This window comes from Paracoccus sp. DMF-8 (assembly GCF_029309835.1).
Classification (GTDB): Bacteria; Pseudomonadota; Alphaproteobacteria; order Rhodobacterales; family Rhodobacteraceae; genus Paracoccus.
Map to the genome: position 1 here is coordinate 16,468 of NZ_JARJHL010000017.1, position 17,325 is coordinate 33,792.

At 66.4% G+C, this 17,325-nt stretch carries 11 protein-coding genes and 7 pseudogenes; 14 read left to right on the forward strand and 4 right to left on the reverse strand.

Annotated elements, in window-relative coordinates:
• Positions 1–15 precede the first annotated feature (15 nt).
• Positions 16–2,042, reverse strand: a pseudogene (recQ, locus tag PE067_RS17995) (DNA helicase RecQ).
• 1 nt (position 2,043) lies between these two features.
• Complete coding sequence (locus PE067_RS18000; RefSeq protein WP_276191087.1) at positions 2,044–2,334, reverse strand: YggT family protein; 291 nt, start codon at positions 2,332–2,334, stop codon at positions 2,044–2,046.
• A 141-nt stretch (positions 2,335–2,475) separates the two neighbouring features.
• On the opposite strand from PE067_RS18000, the pseudogene PE067_RS18005 reads away from it, so the two are divergent.
• Positions 2,476–3,047 (forward strand): annotated as a pseudogene (locus PE067_RS18005) (acyl-CoA thioesterase).
• Here the strand turns inward: PE067_RS18005 and PE067_RS18010 are convergent.
• Positions 2,953–4,071 (reverse strand): zinc-dependent alcohol dehydrogenase family protein, encoded by a 1,119-nt coding sequence (locus PE067_RS18010; RefSeq protein WP_276191088.1) that lies wholly within the window; start codon positions 4,069–4,071, stop codon positions 2,953–2,955. The pseudogene PE067_RS18005 and the gene PE067_RS18010 overlap by 95 nt on opposite strands.
• Before the next feature lie 212 nt (positions 4,072–4,283).
• On the opposite strand from PE067_RS18010, the gene PE067_RS18015 reads away from it, so the two are divergent.
• From PE067_RS18015 to betC, 8 genes and pseudogenes are all read left to right on the forward strand, one after another.
• Entirely contained in the window at positions 4,284–5,648 is a 1,365-nt protein-coding gene (locus tag PE067_RS18015) for an MFS transporter (protein WP_276191590.1), read from the forward strand.
• Positions 5,649–5,729: 81 nt separating this feature from the next.
• Positions 5,730–6,534 (forward strand): annotated as a pseudogene (mepA, locus tag PE067_RS18020) (penicillin-insensitive murein endopeptidase).
• A 1,010-nt stretch (positions 6,535–7,544) separates the two neighbouring features.
• Positions 7,545–8,273 (forward strand): serine hydrolase domain-containing protein, encoded by a 729-nt coding sequence (locus PE067_RS18025; protein ID WP_276191089.1) that lies wholly within the window; start codon positions 7,545–7,547, stop codon positions 8,271–8,273.
• Positions 8,260–8,457 (forward strand): hypothetical protein, encoded by a 198-nt coding sequence (locus PE067_RS18030; protein ID WP_276191090.1) that lies wholly within the window; start codon positions 8,260–8,262, stop codon positions 8,455–8,457. Before PE067_RS18025 ends, PE067_RS18030 begins: the two co-directional genes overlap by 14 nt.
• Before the next feature lie 66 nt (positions 8,458–8,523).
• Positions 8,524–8,733: a hypothetical protein gene (locus PE067_RS18035; protein ID WP_276191091.1), complete on the forward strand. Its 210-nt coding sequence runs from the start codon at positions 8,524–8,526 to the stop codon at positions 8,731–8,733.
• A 150-nt stretch (positions 8,734–8,883) separates the two neighbouring features.
• Positions 8,884–9,499: pseudogene (locus PE067_RS18040) on the forward strand (VUT family protein).
• Between the two features lie 379 nt (positions 9,500–9,878).
• The gene (gene choX / locus PE067_RS18045) at positions 9,879–10,823 is read left to right on the forward strand and encodes a choline ABC transporter substrate-binding protein (protein ID WP_276191092.1); all 945 of its coding nucleotides are present in this window, start codon (positions 9,879–9,881) and stop codon (positions 10,821–10,823) included.
• Between the two features lie 20 nt (positions 10,824–10,843).
• Positions 10,844–12,312: pseudogene (gene betC / locus PE067_RS18050) on the forward strand (choline-sulfatase).
• Between the two features lie 49 nt (positions 12,313–12,361).
• Here the strand turns inward: betC and bktB are convergent.
• A pseudogene (gene bktB, locus PE067_RS18055) lies at positions 12,362–13,542 on the reverse strand (beta-ketothiolase BktB).
• A 126-nt stretch (positions 13,543–13,668) separates the two neighbouring features.
• On the opposite strand from bktB, the gene PE067_RS18060 reads away from it, so the two are divergent.
• The 5 genes and pseudogenes from PE067_RS18060 to PE067_RS18080 all read left to right on the forward strand — a co-directional run bounded on the left by PE067_RS18060 (position 13,669) and on the right by PE067_RS18080 (position 17,279).
• Entirely contained in the window at positions 13,669–14,067 is a 399-nt protein-coding gene (locus tag PE067_RS18060) for a LysR family transcriptional regulator (protein WP_346429727.1), read from the forward strand.
• 60 nt (positions 14,068–14,127) lie between these two features.
• Complete coding sequence (gene modA / locus PE067_RS18065; protein ID WP_276191094.1) at positions 14,128–14,871, forward strand: molybdate ABC transporter substrate-binding protein; 744 nt, start codon at positions 14,128–14,130, stop codon at positions 14,869–14,871.
• Between the two features lie 4 nt (positions 14,872–14,875).
• A pseudogene (gene modB, locus PE067_RS18070) lies at positions 14,876–15,556 on the forward strand (molybdate ABC transporter permease subunit).
• Between the two features lie 10 nt (positions 15,557–15,566).
• Positions 15,567–16,625 (forward strand): molybdenum ABC transporter ATP-binding protein, encoded by a 1,059-nt coding sequence (gene modC / locus PE067_RS18075; protein WP_276191096.1) that lies wholly within the window; start codon positions 15,567–15,569, stop codon positions 16,623–16,625.
• 75 nt (positions 16,626–16,700) lie between these two features.
• On the forward strand, positions 16,701–17,279 hold the full coding sequence (locus PE067_RS18080) for a lytic transglycosylase (RefSeq protein ID WP_276191097.1): 579 nt from the start codon (positions 16,701–16,703) through the stop codon (positions 17,277–17,279).
• The last annotated feature ends 46 nt before the right edge of the window (positions 17,280–17,325 follow it).

A 17,325-nucleotide genomic window follows, 5' to 3' on the forward strand; every position in this document is an offset into this window, starting at 1 on the left:
CATGACCGCAAGGATTCAGGAAAATTCCGCGATCTCGCGGCGGAAGGCATCGCCGAATCGGTCCAGCCGGGGCGCGTCCAGATAGCGGCTCAGGTCGCGGGGCCGGTCCTCGGCGATGCGGCGCAGGGTCGATGCGTTGACGGACAGGGGCTTGCCCGTCCCGTCCTGCCCCCGCAGCAGGCGGCCCTGCACCTCGGCCAGACGGTCGAACAGCGCGCCCGAGGGGCTGCCCGCCAGCGCCCGCCGCGCCGGGTGCATCTGCGCGACCTCGCCCGCGATCACGCTCAGGAATTCCCTGCCATAGCTTTGCAGCTTTTTCGCGCCGACACCGCTGACCCGCGCCATGTCGTCCAGCGTTTCGGGGCGCAGGTTGACCATCTCGATCAGGGTGCGGTCGGGAAAGATGACATAGGCGGGCACGCGCTGCGCCTCGGCCAGTTCGCGGCGTTTGGATTTCAGGGCGGCCAGCAGGGGCGCGTCTTCCTCGGAGACCATCTCGCGCACGACGGGCGCGGTGCGCGCGGTCTGGACCAGATCGCGGCGCAGGGTGACGCGGGTTTCGCCGCGCAGCACGGGATGGGCGTGTTCGGTGATGACCAGCCCGCCATGCCGCGCCGGATCGGGGCGGATATAGTCGCGGCCCAGCATCTGCCGGATCACCGCCTGCCAGTGGTTGCGCGAAATGTCGCGTCCGCAGCCAAAGGTCGGCAGATGGTCATGGCCGCGCGCCCTGACCTTGTCCGTGGCATTGCCGACCAGCACGTCGATGATATGGCCCGCGCCATAGGACTGGCCGGTGCGCAGGATCGCGGACAGCGCCTTTTGCACGGGTTCGGTGCCGTCGAACGTGACTGGCGGGTTGTCGCAGATCGCGCAATTGCCGCAGGGTTCGGCGGTTTCGCCGAAATAGCCCAGCAGATACTGGCGCAGGCAGGTCGCCGATTCGGCCAGCCCCAGCAGGGCATTCAGCCGCGCGTGATCGGCCATCTTGCGCTCGGCCGGGGCCAGCCCTTCGTCGATCTGGGTGCGGCGCAGGCGGATATCGTCCTGCCCGAACAGGGTCATGGTTTCCGCAGGCGCGCCGTCGCGACCGGCCCGGCCGATTTCCTGATAATAGGATTCGATGGATTTCGGCAGATCGGCATGGGCGACCCAACGGATATCGGGCTTGTCGATGCCCATGCCAAAGGCCACGGTCGCGGTGACGATCAGCCCGTCTTCGCGCTGGAATTGCTGCTCGACCTGACGGCGCTGTTCGGCCTCCATCCCGCCGTGATAGGCGACGGCGTTGAGGCCCGCATCGTTCAGCGCGGCGGCAAGGGTTTCGGTTTTCGCGCGGGTGCCGCAATAGACGATGCCCGACTGGCCGCGCCGGGCGGCGGCATAATCCAGCACCTGCTTGCGCGGCCCGTCCTTGGGCTGAAAGGCCAGCCGGATATTCGGGCGGTCGAAGCCGCGCAGAAAGGTCTGGGGCTGGGTGCCCGCGAACAGGCGCTGGACGATTTCGCCCTGCGTCTCGGCATCCGCCGTCGCGGTGAATGCCGCCAGGGCACGGCCAGCGCGGCGCGCAATTCGCCGATGCGCAGGTAATCGGGCCGGAAATCATGGCCCCATTGGCTGACGCAATGCGCCTCGTCCACGGCGATGGCGGTGACGCCCGCGCGTTTCAGCATCGGCAGCGTCCCGCCCGAGGCAAGCCGTTCCGGCGCCATATACAGCAGTTTCAGATCGCCCGCGCGCAGGGCGTCGTAAACCTGCTGCGTTTCGTCCTCGGTGTTGCCGCTGGTCAGGGCGCCCGCCGCGACGCCCGCCTCGCGCAGCGCGCGAACCTGATCGCGGATCAGCGCGATCAGCGGCGAGATCACCACCGTCACGCCATCGCGCATCAGCGCGGGCAGTTGATAGCACAGGGATTTGCCCCCGCCCGTCGGCATGATCGCCAGAACATCGCTGCCCCGCGCAACCGCGTCGACGATTTCCTCTTGCCCCGGACGGAAGGCGTCAAAGCCAAAGACCTGCCGCAGCAGCGGCGCCGCGGACATTTCAATAGCCGAAGGCAGCCGCGTTGTTGATCAAGAGCCGCTGCAGGATGATGATGATGACAAAGACGACCAGCGGCGCCAGATCCAGCCCCCCGGTATTGGGCAGCATGTTGCGCACCGGCGCATAGATCGGTTCCAGCAGGCGCGACAGGCCATTCCACAGCTGCCAGACCAGCGGCTGGCGCAGGTTCAGGACCTGAAAGTTGATCAGCCAGGACATGATGATATGCGCGATCATGACGAACCAGATGATGTTCAGGATCAGCATCAGGGCATCAAACAAAGTCTGCATTTCGGTCCTCATTGGCGCATCTCCTGTCTGGTATGTCACCACGCGGCCCGGCGCAACCCGAAGCTGCCGCGCCGTCGCGGTTGACCGCCCGCGCATGGCTGGCTAGCCGGGATGGCGCGCCCGATCGACAAGGACATCGCCATGTATCCCATTCTGCGTTTCGCCACCGAAATCCTGCTGGCCCGCAAGGCAAGCCCGCTTGGCATGTTCGACGCCCATGTCTCGACCCACCGGTGCTGGCCACGGGATCTGGACCCACGGGTCGAACTGAACAACGGCCGCACCCTGACCCTGTATGATCTGGGCCGCATCCCGATGGCGCTGCGCAACGGCACGGTGCGGCTGATGCGCGAAAACGGCTGGAACATCACCGTGGCGGGCAACAGCCTGCGCTATCGCCGCCGGGTCAAGGGGTTCCAGAAATTTACCATGGTGTCGCGGATGCTGGGCTGGGACCAGCGCTTTTTCTACGTCGACCAGTCGATCTGGAGCAGGGGGCGTGCTGCAACCAGATGCTGCTGCGGGGCGCGATCGCATCGCCCCAGGGCATCGTTCCGCCGGGGCAGTTGATGCAAAAGGCCGGGATGTCGCCCGACAGCCCCGAACTGCCCGATTGGGTCACCGCCTGGATCGCCGCCGACGCGCTGCGTCCCTGGCCGCCGGTGCTGCCGGAACTGGCCCCTGCGGACCGCACGCCCGACCTGCCGCACTGACCGCGCGGGTCAGGCGGCACCCGTGGTCACGACGATCTTGCCGAACTGCCGGCCGCTTTCCAGCCAGGGCATGGGCCTGTTGGATCTGGTCCAGCGGAAAGCTGCGGTCGATCCTGGGGACGATCCGGCCGGTGGCGATTCCTGCGGACAGAAAGCCCTGCGCCCGCGCCGGGGCCGCCGCATCATCCGTGACCGAGGTATAATAACAGCCGCGCAGCGCGATATTCTTGCGCAGGGCGATTTTCAGCGGAAAGGGCGTCGGATCGGGGCTGAGCGCGCCGTGGATGATGATCGTGCCGAAGGGGCGCATCGCGGTCGCGATTTCGGTGACCTGCGGGCCGCCCACGGCATCAAAGGCCAGATCGACGCCTTCGGGCGCGATCCGGGCAAGGCCGGTGGCCAGATCCTCGCGCGCGGCGACGATCACCCCTTCGGCCCCGGCATCCAGCATGGGCTGGTGCAGGCTTTCCGACAGGACCGTGGCGATGGGGATTGCCCCCACCATGCGCGCGATCTGGATGGCGGCCAGCCCGACGGTGGTATTCGCCGCGGTGATCAGCACGCGCTGGCCCGCCGTCAGCCCGCCGACCTCGATCAGCGCACCGTAAGGGGTGCCATAGGACATCCACAGCGCGGCGGCCTGCGGATCGTCCAGCCCTTCGGGGCAGGGCAGGATCCGCGAGGCCGGGACATTGGCCCAATCGGCACAGACGCCATGCGGCCCAAGCGCCGCGCCGGGCACGACATTGACGCGCTGGCCCGGATGCAGCCCGGTCACGCCCGCGCCAAGCGCGGTGATCCGCCCCACCGCCTCGAACCCGAGACGAGAGGGCAGATCCGGCTTTTCGATATAGGTGTTGCGGCGGAACATGGCATCCGCGCGGTTCAGCCCGATTGCCGCGATGCGCAGGCCGACCTCTCCGGGACCGGGGGGCACGGGGGGCAGATGGTCGATGCGCAGCACCTCTGGCCCGCCGATGGCATGGGCTCGCACGACGCGATCACCTGTGGCATGTGCTGTCATGGCCTTTCCCCTGTCGCTGATACCGGGACCAGACATAGCATCCCTGCGGCCAATCTGAACCCGGATCAAGGTCGTGCGCCCATAGGCCACGCGCCCCCGGGGACCCATGCGGCACAGGCCGGGTTCCGCACTGCCCGACAACCGCAGTGCATTGTCGCTGTCACGCATTTCTGGCCTAATGCGCCAAGGTGGCGCAAATTCCACAGGGGGACATCGTGCAAGACAGCAAGCGGATCTGGGGCTGGTGGTTTTTCGATTGGGCCAGCCAGCCCTATGCGACGCTGCTGCTGACCTTCATTTTCCCGATCTATTACACCGAGGTCGCGCGCGCCCATTTCATCGCATCGGGTGAAACGGCGGGGCAGGCCGGGGCCTCGGCACAGGCGTTGTGGGGTTACGGGCTGTCGATTGCCGGGGTCATTATCGCGGCTCTGGCGCCGGTTCTGGGCAGCGTCGCCGATGCCTCGGGGCGCAGGTTGCGGTGGGTCTGGACCTTTTCCGTGCTGTATCTGATCGGCGCGGCGGGGATCTGGCTGCTGCTGCCCGACGGCACCAACCTGTATCTGACCGTCGCGCTGTTCGGGTTGGGCATCATCGGGCTGGAGTTCACGACGATCTTTACCAATGCCCTGCTGCCCGGTCTGGCCCCGCGCGACGATATCGGCCGGGTTTCGGGGTCGGGTTTTGCCTTCGGCTATGTCGGCGGGCTGGTGTCGCTGGCGATCGTGCTGCTGTTTCTGGCCGAAAGCGCAACGACCGGGCGCACGCTGATCGGCATTGCCCCGATCCTTGGCCTTGATCCCGACCTGCGCGAAGGCACCCGCGCCGTCGGCCCGTTTACCGCGATCTGGTATGTGGTCTTCATGATCCCCTTTGCCCTGTGGGTGCGCGAGCCGCGAACCGACCCCCGCCCGCCCCGCAGCCGCAGCGCGCTGTCGGAACTCTGGGCGCTGATCCGGGGGTTGCGGCGGCGCAAATCGCTGCTGGCATGGCTGATATCGTCGATGTTTTCGCGCGATGCGCTGAACGCGCTGTATTCCTTCGGCGGGGTCTATGCGGCCTCGGTTCTGGGCTGGCCGGTGATTCTGGCGGGGATTTTCGGCATCACCAGCGCGATTGCCGCCGCCATCGTCAGTTGGCTGGGCGGCAAGGCGGACCGGCAGTGGGGCCCGATGCCCGTCATCCTGACCTGTTCGCTGATGCTGTCCGGCGTCGTCATCATCGTCGTCGGCATGAGCCGCGAGTCGTTTCTCGGCATCGCGCTGGCCCCCGGATCGCGGATCCCCGATGCGATCTTTTTCGCCTGCGGCATCCTGATCGGCGGCGCGGGCGGCGCGCTGCAGGCCGCCAGCCGGACGCTGACGGTGATGCACACCTCGCCCGAACGCGCCACCGAAGTCTTTGGCCTTTATGCGCTTTCCGGCAAGGCGACGGCATTTCTGGCGCCCTTCCTGATCGCGGTCGCGACCGATCTCACCGGCAGCCAGCATGTCGGCGTCTCTCCGCTGATCGTGATGTTCCTTCTGTCGCTGATCCTGCTAATCTGGGTCCAAACAGAAGGAGACCCCGAGCAGTGATCCGCAATTTCCTGATGAAAGCCGTGGCCATCGCCGCCGCTGGCCCTGCCGCTTGGCGTGGCACCCGCAAGCGCCGATCCGCTGGCCAAGGACGTCTTTGGCGGCACGCCCGGCCCGACCGGCGGGCGTCCCGCAGCCATCGGTTTCTATTCCAAGGGCTGCGTGTCGGGCGCGATGCAACTGCCCGAAACCGGCCCGACATGGCAGGCGATGCGCCTGTCGCGCAACCGCAACTGGGGCCATCCCGAGATGATCAGCTTTCTGATCGGCCTGTCGCAGGCCGCGCGTCAGGCGGGCTGGCAGGGGCTGTATATCGGCGATATCAGCCAGCCGCGCGGCGGGCCGATGGTGACGGGCCACGCCAGCCATCAGATGGGGCTGGATGCCGATATCTGGATGCTGCCGCCCGTCGAACCTGCAACCTGTCGCGGGCAACAGCGCGAAAACCTGTCCTCGGTGTCGGTGGTGAACAAGGCGCGGCACCGCGAACTGACGCAATACTGGAACCCCGGCGCATATGGCGATCATCCGCGCGGCAGCCGGCGATGCGCGCGTCGAACGCATCTTTGTCGATCCGGTCGTCAAGGTCGCGATGTGCCAGTCAGAGACCGGCAACCGCGCATGGCTGCGCAAGGTGCGTCCGATCAACAACCACGATTACCATTTCCACGTCCGGCTGAGCTGCCCGGCCGGCTCGTCCTGCCGGACGCAGGACCCGCCGCCGCAGGCGATGGCTGCGCCGAGGCCGCCGGAATGGATCCTGGAACCGCATCGACCCCAGCCGCGTCAAGCCCGTGCCCCCCGATCCCGAACTACCGCCACCCGCGCAGCTATCCGGCTTAGCGAGATGCCGCGGCAATGCCAGGTCGTCGGCACCGCCCGCTGAGGGCCGGATATCCAGTAGGAACAGGGCTTTGACAGGACTTTCTGCACAGCGGCCAGGGCGCCGCATCGCGGTCATGGCCCGGCGGCAATGGCGCTGCTGCTGTCCTGCAGGCTGGCCGTTGGCGCGGTCGATGGCCGCAGCGGCGACCGCCGTGCCGCGCGCCGAGCATCTGGCGACCTATGTCTGGAGCATGCCGGATGACGCTGCCTTCGGCGGCTTTTCCGGGATCGAGATCATCCGATGACGGCAGCCGCTTCACCGCGCTGTCCGACCGCGCCACGATCCGTTGGGGCCGCATCCTGCGCGACGATCGAGGGCAGCATCACGCGCCATGGAAACCGCAGGCAGCAGCCCGGCTGCGCGACAGCGCGGGCAAGCCCCTGATCCCCGGCCGGCAGCGGCGACAGCGAAGGGCTGGCGGTCGGCGCCGACGGCACGGATCTGGGTCAGCTTCGAGGGCTGACCCGCGTCGCCCTGTATGCCACGCCCGACAGCCCCCGCCCAGCCCCTGCCCCGCCCGCCGATGCGTTCAAGGCGGATGCAGAACAACTCCGTCGCTCGAGGCGCTGGCGATCCTGCCCGACGGCACGCTGTCTGACGCTGCCAGAACGCTCGGGCGCAGCTGGACGCGGCCGTTTCCGGTCTGGCGCTGGCGCAATGGCCGCATGGGACCAGCCGTTTTCCGATGCCGCGCGGTCGGGCGACTGGCTGGCCGGTCGGGGCGGATGTCGGCCCGGACGGGCGCTTCTATCTGCTGGAACGCGATTTCAGGGGGCTTGCTGGGCTTTCTGTCCGCGGGTCCGGCGCTTTGACCTGACCGCGATGCCGGGCCGGTCAACGGCACGGTGCTGATGCAAAGCCGCCCGCTGCGTTTCGACAACCTGGAAGGGATCTCGGTCTGGCGCGACGGCACCGGACATCCGCCTGACCCTGATTTCCGACGACAATTTCCGCCGGTTCCAACGCACCGAAGTCGTCGAATTCCGCGTCGCCGACTGAAGGACAAGCCCGTGACCCAGCACGATCCCGCCCCCACCATCGACCGGGCCATCGCCGCCATCGACCGGGCCATCGACAGCGCGCTGGCCGAGCGTCGCATCATCGGCACGGTCGTCCTGCTGGCCCATCGGGGCAAGATCGTCCACAGCCGCGCCGCCGGCATGGCGGATCGCGAAGCGGGTCGCGAAATGACGCCCGACACATGGATCCGCTATGCCTCGGTGTCCAAGCCCTTTACCACGGTCGCGGCGCTGCGGCTGATTCAGGACGCGGCGGCTGTCGCCGGGCGATGCGGTGACGCGCTGGCTGCCGGACTTTCGCGCCCGGCGCTGGCTAGATGGCACCCGTCCGCGTCATCACGGTCGACGCAGTTGATGGCGCATCTGGCCGGGCTGGACTACGGCTTCAACCAGCCCGAGGACGGCCCCTACGCGCAGGCTGGCGTGTCGGACGGGATCAGCGAAAGCCAGGATCTCGCTGGCCGAAAACCTGCGCCGGATCGCCTCGGTGCCGCTGGATATCGCGCCGGGGACCGCATGGCGCTATTCCATTGCGACGGATGTGCTGGGCGCGGTGATCGAGGCTGTGACCGGGACCGGCCGCTTGCCCTTTGCCATCGCCGAACTGGTCACCGGCCCGCTGGCAGCTGGACGCCGGCTTTCGGGCTGACCAGCCCGCCAATCTGGCCGCAGCCTATGCCGAGTGACACGCCCGCAGCCGCGCCTGATGACAGGGCGTGACCCATGTGCAGAGGCGCTGCTGCCCGAGCTTGGCCAGCATTTCAGCTATGACCCCGACCGCATCCTGTCGCCGACCGCCTACCCCTCGGGCGGTGGCGGCATGGTCGGCACGGCGGCCGGCGGCGCTGGCCCTGCTGGAAGGCGCTGCGGATCGGCGGCCCTGATCCCGATTTCTCTCCCCTGACATGCGCATCGCCGCATCCACCCCCGCATGACCGGCCCCACCCGCTGCGAGAACCGGGCTGGAGCCATGCCCGGGCGGGCGCGGTCGTCACCGACCCGCGCGCTGATGGCAGCGCCGCTGCCGAAGGCACGCCTCAGCTGGGGCGGGATCTATGGGCACGGCTGGTTCGTCGACCCTCAGCGCGAGCGCGTGCTGGTCGCCCTGACCAACACCGCCGTCGAAGGGCATGAGCGGCGCAGTTCGCCGATGGATATCGCCCGCGCCTTCGCGCTGTAGGCAACCCTCCCCGAAACCCGCGCCCCCTGCCCGAGGCTTTCTGGTCAGCCCCGCGCCACGCTTGACATGCTGCACCTTCGAGAGGTATCGGCTGCGCGCCCGTGATAGCGGGCCGAGTCTCCGCTACCTTGTCAAAACGGAAAAACCGACATGCCCCGTTATCTTCCTGGCATTCTCGCCATGGCCACCGTCGTCGTGGCCTCGAATATCCTCGTCCAGCACCTGCTGGGCGACTGGCTGACCTGGGGGGCGCTGACCTATCCGGCGGCGTTTCTGGTCACCGATGTGATGAACCGCGTCTATGGCGCCCCGGCCGCGCGGCGCGTGGTGCTGGCGGGTTTCGTGACCGGCGTGATCTGTTCTGTCATCGCGGCCGGGCTGGATGCCACGACCCTGCAGATCGCCGTCGGATCGGGCACCGCCTTTCTGACCGGCGCAGCTTCTGGACATCGCGGTTTTCGACCGGCTGCGGCAATCCTGGTGTGGTGGGCCGCGCCGCTGGCCGTCCTCGCTGATCGGATCGGCGGCGGATACGGTGATCTTTTTCTCGATGGCCTTTGCCCCGGGCTTTGCCTTTCTGGACCCCGCCGCAGATGTGGCATGGGCCAATGAAACCCTGCCCCTGCTGGGCCAGGGCCCGGATGCCCCCCTGTGGATGTCTTTGGCGCTTGCCGACTGGCTGGTCAAACTGGTACTGGCCGTGGCTTCGCTTGTGCCATTTCGCATCATCGTCAACACGATGTTGCGTCGGAACGCCCAAATCTGATTGACAGACGCTAGATCTGTGTCAGGCTGGACCCACAACGGCAACTTATTGAAAGGAGGTGGTCCAGTGTCGAGAGTGATATTGGAGAGAGGTGTCGGGACATTCAGGGGGGCCGTGGTCTAAGGGCAACCCCAAGGACTGTAAACCCTGAGTGGGCCGGGGGCTTCCTACCCTAACCGGACCATCTCCGTAGATCTCGCGGGTCGTCCTTTGGACGGCCCGTTCTATTTTTCGGTCGCCGTTCCTGCCCCGTTCCTGGCGGGGAGGTCGCAAAATCGCCGGTTTCGTGTCGGAACTGGGGTTGCGTGCGGCTTGGGCGACCCGTTCAATGAGCCATCCGGCCCGCGACAACCCGAACAGTCCCAAGCACGAGGATATCATGACCAAGCACCGCAAACTTGTCCCCGCCGCCGCTGCCGCCGCCCTGTTGGTCGCCCTGCCCGCCCTGGCGCAGGATCCGGCAAGCTGCGCCACGGTGCGCCTGTCCGATCCCGGCTGGACCGACATCACCGCGACAAATGGCGTCGCCACCGCGCTTCTGAACGGTCTGGGCTATACGCCTGACGTGAAAACCCTATCCGTTCCAATCGGTTACGAGGCGCTGAAAAAAGGCGAAACCGATGTCTTCCTGGGCAACTGGATGCCCGCGCAACAGGCCTTTCGCGATGATCTGGACGCCTCCGGCGTGACCGAGGAACTGGTCCAGAACCTGACCGGCGCGAAATTCACCCTGGCCGTGACCGATGCGATCAAGGACCTGCCGATCAAGGATTTCGCCGATCTGGACGCGCATAAGGATACGTTCCAGGGCAAGATCTATGGCATCGAACCCGGCGCGCCCGCAAACCAGAGCATCGCCGCCATGATCGAGGCCGACAAGTTCGGTCTGGGCGATTGGGAACTGGTCGAATCCAGCGAACAGGGCATGCTGGCGCAGGTCCAGCGCAATGACGGCGCGGGCACGCCTTCGGTCTTTCTGGCCTGGGCGCCGCATCCGATGAACATCAAGCTGAACGTGATCTACCTGTCGGGCGGCGATGCCGAATTCGGCCCCGATTACGGCGGCGCCACCGTCCACACCATCGCCCGCAAGGAATGGGCCGCGACCTGCCCGAATGTGGCCAGATTGTTCACCCAGCTTGTGTTTGACGTCGATACGGAAAACGCCCTGATGGGCAATATCCTTGACGATGGCGCCGCCCCCGAAGATGCTGCCAAGGCATGGATCGCCGCCAATCCCGAAGCGGCCGGAAAGTGGCTGGATGGCGTGACCACGCTGGACGGCCAGCCCGGCGCAGATGCTGTAAAGGCCTATGTGAATTGAAGCCCAATATCCTGATCCTGATGGCGGATCAGCTGTCGGGGGTGTTTTTCCCCGACGGCCCCGCCCCTTCCTGCATACCCCGAACCTGCGCAGACTGGCCGAAAACTCGACCCGTTTCGCCAATGCCTATACCGGCAGCCCGCTTTGCGCGCCGGGGCGGGCCAGCTTCATGTCGGGGCAGTTGCCGCGCCGGACGCGGGTTTGCGACAATGCCGCCGAATTCGCATCGGATATCCCGACCTATGCCCATCACCTGCGCCGCGCGGGCTATCAGACCAGCCTGTCGGGCAAGATGCATTTCGTCGGCCCCGACCAGTTGCACGGCTACGAAGAACGGCTGACCACCGATATCTATCCCGCCGATTTCGGCTGGACGCCCGATTACCGCAAACCGGGCGAACGGATCGACTGGTGGTATCACAATCTGGGTTCGGTGACCGGCGCGGGTGTCGCGGAAATCACCAACCAATATGAATATGACGATGAGGTCGCCTATAACGCCTGCCGCAAGCTTTACGACCTGTCGCGCGGGGGGGATGCGCGGCCGTGGTGCCTGACCGTCAGCTTCACCCACCCCCACGACCCCTATGTCGCGCGCCGCAAATACTGGGATCTGTATGAGGGCATCCCCGAACTGGAACCGCCTGCGGCGATAGCCTATGAGGATCACGACCCCCATGCGCAGCGGCTGATGGATGCCTGCGACTGGCGCGCCTCGACCATCACCGACGATCATATCCGCCGCGCCCGTCAGGGCTATTTCGCCAATATCAGCTATATCGACGACAAGATTGGCGAAATCCTGGACGTGATGGCCCGCACCCGGCAAGAGGCGATCATCGTTTTCCTGTCCGATCACGGCGACATGCTGGGCGAGCGGGGCTTGTGGTTCAAGATGAACTTCTTCGAAGGCTCGGCCCGCGTGCCCCTGATGATTTCGGCGCCCGCGATGGAAAAGGGGCTGTTTGAGGTGCCGGTGTCCACCATCGACGTCCTGCCGACGTTGTGCGATCTGGCGGGTATTTCCATGACGGAGATAGCCCCCTGGACCGATGGCCGCAGCCTCGCGGGTGGTGGCGCGGGGCGCGGGCCGGTGGCAATGGAATATGCCGCCGAAGGCTCGGTCACGCCGCTTGTCGCCTTGCGGGACGGGCCGTGGAAATATGTCGCCTGTCAGGCCGATCCGGAACTGCTGTTCAATCTGGACAGCGATCCGGGCGAAAGCGTCAATCTGGCGGGCGATCCGGCCCATGCCGACGATCTGGCGCGGCTGCGCGCCATGGCGGCGGAACGCTGGAACCTTGACGCCTATGACGCCGAGGTGCGCGAAAGCCAGGCACGGCGCTGGATCGTGTATGAGGCTTTGCGCAACGGCGCCTATTTCCCCTGGGATTACCAGCCGCTGATGCAGGCATCCGAACGCTACATGCGCAACCACATGAATCTGGACAATCTGGAAGACTCCAAACGCTTCCCGCGAGGAGAGTGACATCGGGGCGCAAGTCGTAGGGTGGGGATTTTCCCCACCCTCTTCCCCGTCAGATCCGCTCGATCGCCAGCGCGATGCCCTGACCGCCGCCGATGCACATGGTGATGATCGCGCGCTTGCCGTCAATGCGGTCCAGTTCATACATCGCCTTGATCGTCAGGATCGCGCCGGTCGCGCCAATCGGGTGACCCAATGCGATGGCGCCGCCATTCGGGTTGACCCTTGCGGTATCCAGCCCCAGAGCCCGGTTCACGGCGATGGCCTGCGCGGCAAAGGCCTCGTTCGATTCGATGACGTCGAAATCGCTCACCGTCAGGCCGGTCTTTTCCATCAGCTGCGTCATCGCCGGGATCGGGCCGATGCCCATGATATGGGGCGGCACGCCGGCAATCGCATAGCCCAGCACGCGGAAACGCGGGGTCAGCCCCGCCGCCCGCGCCGCATCGCCCCGCGCCAGCACGACCGCCGCCGCCCCGTCGTTCAGCCCCGAGGCATTGCCCGCCGTGACCGATCCGTCCTTGGCAAAGGCCGGGCGCAGCGCGGCCAGCCTGTCCAGATCGGTGGCCTTGGGGTGTTCGTCGGTGTCGAATGCCACGACGCCCTTGCGCGATTTCACCTCGACCGGGACGATCTGATCCTTAAATCGCCCCCGGCAATCGCGGCGGCCGCGCGGTTCTGGCTTTCCAGCGCGAAAGCATCCTGATCCTGCCGCGAGATGGCGTTCTCACGCGCCACGTTTTCGGCGGTCACCCCCATATGGCCGGTGCCCATCGGGCAGGTCAGCGCGCCGACCATCATATCGACCATCTTCACATCGCCCATCCTGGCGCCGAACCGCGCGGCGGGGACGGCATAGGGGGCGCGGCTCATCGATTCGGCGCCGCCCGCGATGGCGAAATCGGCATCGCCAAGCAGCAGCGCCTGCGTGGCCGACACGATCGCCTGCGCGCCCGATCCGCACAGCCGGTTGACGTTCATGGCCGAAGCCGTGTCAGGAATGCCCGCATCCAGCATGGCGACGCGGCTGACATACATGTCGCGCGGCTCGGTGTTCAGGACATGGCCGAAAACCACGGTTCCGATCCGGTCAGGCGCGACCCCCGCGCGTTCCAGCGCGGCGCGGGTGACGATGGCGGCCAGTTCGGTCGGCGCGATGGCGGCAAGGCTGCCCCCGAACGTGCCGATGGCCGTGCGCGCGCCGCCCAGAATGACGATGTCCCTGTCCGACATGATACCCCCTCCTCTGGATAAACCCGAGGACATGCTACATATGGATGAGGGGTGTAAATCCCCCGGATGGCTCTTGCGAAGCGGGACGGGGCGACCCAGAATGGCCGCATGACGCTGGATCCACGATTGAATCTTCGACTGCATTTCGCCCAGGGGCTGACCTTTGGCCGGGGCAAGGCGGATCTGTTGCAGGCCATCGACGACGAAGGTTCGATCTCGGCCGCCGGGCGGCGCATGGGGATGAGCTATCGCCGCGCCTGGAATCTGGTCGAGGAAATGAACCTGGCCTTTACCGAGCCGCTGATCGACAGCGCGCGCGGCGGCAGCGGCAGCGGCGGCGCCGCCCTGACCGACAAGGGGCGCCGGATCCTGGCCCATTACCGCGCGCTTGAGGAATTGCTGCGCACGGCGGGGGCGCCTTTGCTGGACGACATGCGCCTGTCGCTGGCCGACCGCCCCGCTGCCGACGACGCGGGCGACAAAGGGGCCGATGAGGGGGCCGACAAAGGGGCCGGCGGGAAATAGGGCTTGCCGCCTTTGGTGCCGTCTGGTTATGTCCAGTCAAGCACAACGAAGGAGCCCGCCATGCGCCTGCCCATGATGACCGCCATTTTCTGCGCCTTTACCGCACCGGCAATGGCCGATGACATCACCATTTTCGCCGCCGCCAGCCTGAAAGACGCGCTGGATGAAATCGCCGCCGACTGGGAAAAGACCAGCGGCGACAAGGTCACGATTTCCTATGCCGGCAGCTCTCAACTGGCGCGTCAGATCCAGGCGGGGGCGCCTGCCGATCTGTTCATCTCGGCCGCTGAAAACTGGATGGACGAGTTGGAAAAATCCGACAGCATCGACCCCGCGACCCGCACCGACCTGCTGGGCAATACGCTGGTTCTGGTCGGCGCCCCGGATGCCGCTGCCGTCGAAATCACCGACCTGCCCGCGCAGCTTGGCGATGCGAAACTGGCAATGGCGCTGGTCGATTCCGTGCCCGCCGGCCAATATGGCAAGGAGGCCCTGACCAGCCTTGGCATCTGGGACGCGCTGGAGCCCCATGTCGCGCAGGCCGACAACGTCCGCGCCGCGCTGGCGCTGGTCGCCGCCAAAGAGGCGCCCTATGGCATCGTCTATGCCACCGACGCCGTGGCCGAACCGGATGTCAGCGTGCTGGCGACCTTCCCCGCCGACAGCCACAAGCCGATCATCTATCCCGCCGCCGTGCTGAAGGATGCGACCGCGGCCGATGATGCGGGCGCGTTCCTGACCGGCCTGCGCGAGGAACCGGCCCGCAAGGTGCTGGAAGGTCAGGGTTTCACCATCCTGCCCTGAGCGAATGGACTTTCTTGGCCCCGATGAATGGCGCGCGGTCACGCTGTCGCTGAAGGTTTCGGTCATCGCGACGCTGTGCAGCCTGCCCGTGGCGATCTGGATCGCCTGGCTTCTGGCACGCAAAAGCTTTCCGGGGCACGGGTTGCTCAGCGGCATCGTGCATTTGCCGCTGATCCTGCCGCCGGTGGTCACGGGCTATTTCCTGCTGCTGACCTTTGGCACGCAGGGCAGCATCGGGTCGCTGCTGAAACCGCTTGGCATCGTCTTTGCCTTTCGCTGGACGGGGGCCGCGCTGGCCGCCGCGGTGATGGGCTTTCCTTGATGGTCCGCGCCATCCGCCTGGGGTTCGAGGCGGTGGACCCAGAGCTGGAACAGGCCGCGGCGACGCGCTGGCGCGCCACGGATCTGGATCTTCTTCACTGTCACCCTGCCCCTGATCCTGCCGTCGATTCTGGCGGGGCTGACGCTCGGCTTTGCCGAGGCGATGGGTGAATTCGGCGCGACGATCACATTCGTGTCGAACATTCCGGGCCAGACCCAGACCATCCCCTCGGCCATCTATGCGCTGCTGCAGACCCCCAGTGGCGATGCGCGCGCCATGCGGCTGGTGCTGATTTCCGTCGTCATCGCCATGGGGGCGGTGCTGATTTCCGAATGGATCGCGCGGCGCGCGGCGCGGGCATAAGGGGGCGCGGATGGTGCTGTCCGTCGATTTCCGCAAACGCTTTGCCGGGCTGACGCTGGACGTGGCTTTCGAGGCCCCGACCGGCATCACCGCGCTGTTCGGGCCTGCGGGCTGCGGCAAGACCTCGACCGTGAATGCGATTGCGGGGCTGATGTCGCCCGATCAGGGCCGGATCACGATGGACGGCCATGTGCTGTTCGATGCGGCATCCGGGACCAACCTGCCAACGCAGGCGCGCCGCGTCGGCTATGTCTTTCAGGATGCACGGCTTTTCCCGCATCTGACGGTCGCGGCCAATCTGAAATACCCCGCCCGCTTCCGTCCCGGCGCGGGCCGCGATTTTGATCGCGTGGTTCAGATGCTGGCGCTTGGCCCGCTGCTGTCCCGCTATCCCCGCAACCTGTCGGGCGGCGAAAAGCAGCGCACCGCGATTGGCCGGGCGCTGCTGTCGGACCCGGCCATTCTGGTCATGGACGAACCCCTTGCCGCGCTGGACGAGGCCCGCAAGGATGAAATCATGCCCTGGCTGGAACGCCTGCGGGACGAGGTGCGGCTGCCGATCCTCTATGTCACCCACGCGACGCCCGAAATCCTGCGGCTGGCAACGACGCTGGTCCTGATGCGGCAGGGCCGCGCGCTATATGCCGGGCCGCTGAGCGACGCGCTGTCGGACCCCGATATCGGCCCGCTGATCGGCACCCGAGAGGTCGGCGCCCTGATCCCCGCCCATGTCGAGACGGTCGAACCCGACGGCATGGCCCGCGTCTCGACCCCGGCCGGGCCGCTGCTTTTGCCCGCATCCAGTGCCCCATACCGCCCCGGCAGCGACCTGCGCCTGCGGATTCTGGCGCATGAGGTCATCCTGTCGCGCGCGGCCCCCACCGGCCTTTCCGCGCTGAACGTCCTGCCCGCGACCGTCAGCCGCGTTCAGGGCGGCTATGTCCAGTTGCAGGTCGGACAGGCGCAACTGCTGGCGCAGGTCACCGAAAGATCGGTTGCCGCCCTTGCCCTGCACCCCGGCACCCCCTGTCATGCGATCATCAAATCGGCGGCAATCGTCCGGTCCTGAGCCGATTTCGCCTTTGCTCATTTGCGCGGCGCGGCGATTTCCGTATGTTCGCCATAAAAAGACCATGAGGCAGCAATGAACAGGTTTCTCAAACTGGCCATCGTCGGGCTGGTCGCATCCTGCGGGGGCGGCGGAAACTACAGCGCACCGCGGAATATGGAAAATGCCTGTGCGCTGGCGCGGGAACGCCTGGCCTATTTCAACGCCATGCGGGCCACGGAACGGCGGTGGGGCATCCCGGTCCATGTCCAGATGGCCTCGATCCATCAGGAATCGCGTTTCGTCGGCAATGCGCGCACGCCGCATCAATATGCGCTTGGCATCATCCCGATCGGCCGCCAAAGTTCGGCCTATGGCTACAGTCAGGCGCTGGACGGCACCTGGGAGGAATATGTCAGGGAAACCGGAAAACGCCGGGCAAAGCGCGACAATATCCGCGACGCGACCGATTTCATGGGCTGGTATATGGACGGTTCGACCCGGCGGCTTGGCATTTCCAAACACGATGCCACTTCGCAATATCTGGCCTATCACGAAGGCCGCGGCGGCTTTGCGCGCGGGTCCTATCGGTCGAAACCCTGGCTGATGAATGTCGCGGCCCGCGTCGGGTCGCGCGCCGAAACCTATCGGATGCAACTGGCAAGCTGCCGGTAAGGGGCGGCCCGGCGCCCTGACGGCGCCGGTTGCGACTGCTGCAAAC

What these genes read in the sequence shown, in the direction of transcription:
- PE067_RS18000 (WP_276191087.1), bottom strand. Translation starts at nt 2,334, where the DNA reads ATGCAGACTTTGTTTGATGCCCTGATGCTGATCCTGAACATCATCTGG.
- PE067_RS18010 (WP_276191088.1), bottom strand. Translation starts at nt 4,071, where the DNA reads ATGACAGCACATGCCACAGGTGATCGCGTCGTGCGAGCCCATGCCATC.
- PE067_RS18030 (WP_276191090.1), top strand. Translation starts at nt 8,260, where the DNA reads ATGACAGGGCGTGACCCATGTGCAGAGGCGCTGCTGCCCGAGCTTGGC.
- PE067_RS18035 (WP_276191091.1), top strand. Translation starts at nt 8,524, where the DNA reads ATGCCCGGGCGGGCGCGGTCGTCACCGACCCGCGCGCTGATGGCAGCG.
- choX (WP_276191092.1), top strand. Translation starts at nt 9,879, where the DNA reads ATGACCAAGCACCGCAAACTTGTCCCCGCCGCCGCTGCCGCCGCCCTG.
- modA (WP_276191094.1), top strand. Translation starts at nt 14,128, where the DNA reads ATGCGCCTGCCCATGATGACCGCCATTTTCTGCGCCTTTACCGCACCG.
- modC (WP_276191096.1), top strand. Translation starts at nt 15,567, where the DNA reads ATGGTGCTGTCCGTCGATTTCCGCAAACGCTTTGCCGGGCTGACGCTG.
- PE067_RS18080 (WP_276191097.1), top strand. Translation starts at nt 16,701, where the DNA reads ATGAACAGGTTTCTCAAACTGGCCATCGTCGGGCTGGTCGCATCCTGC.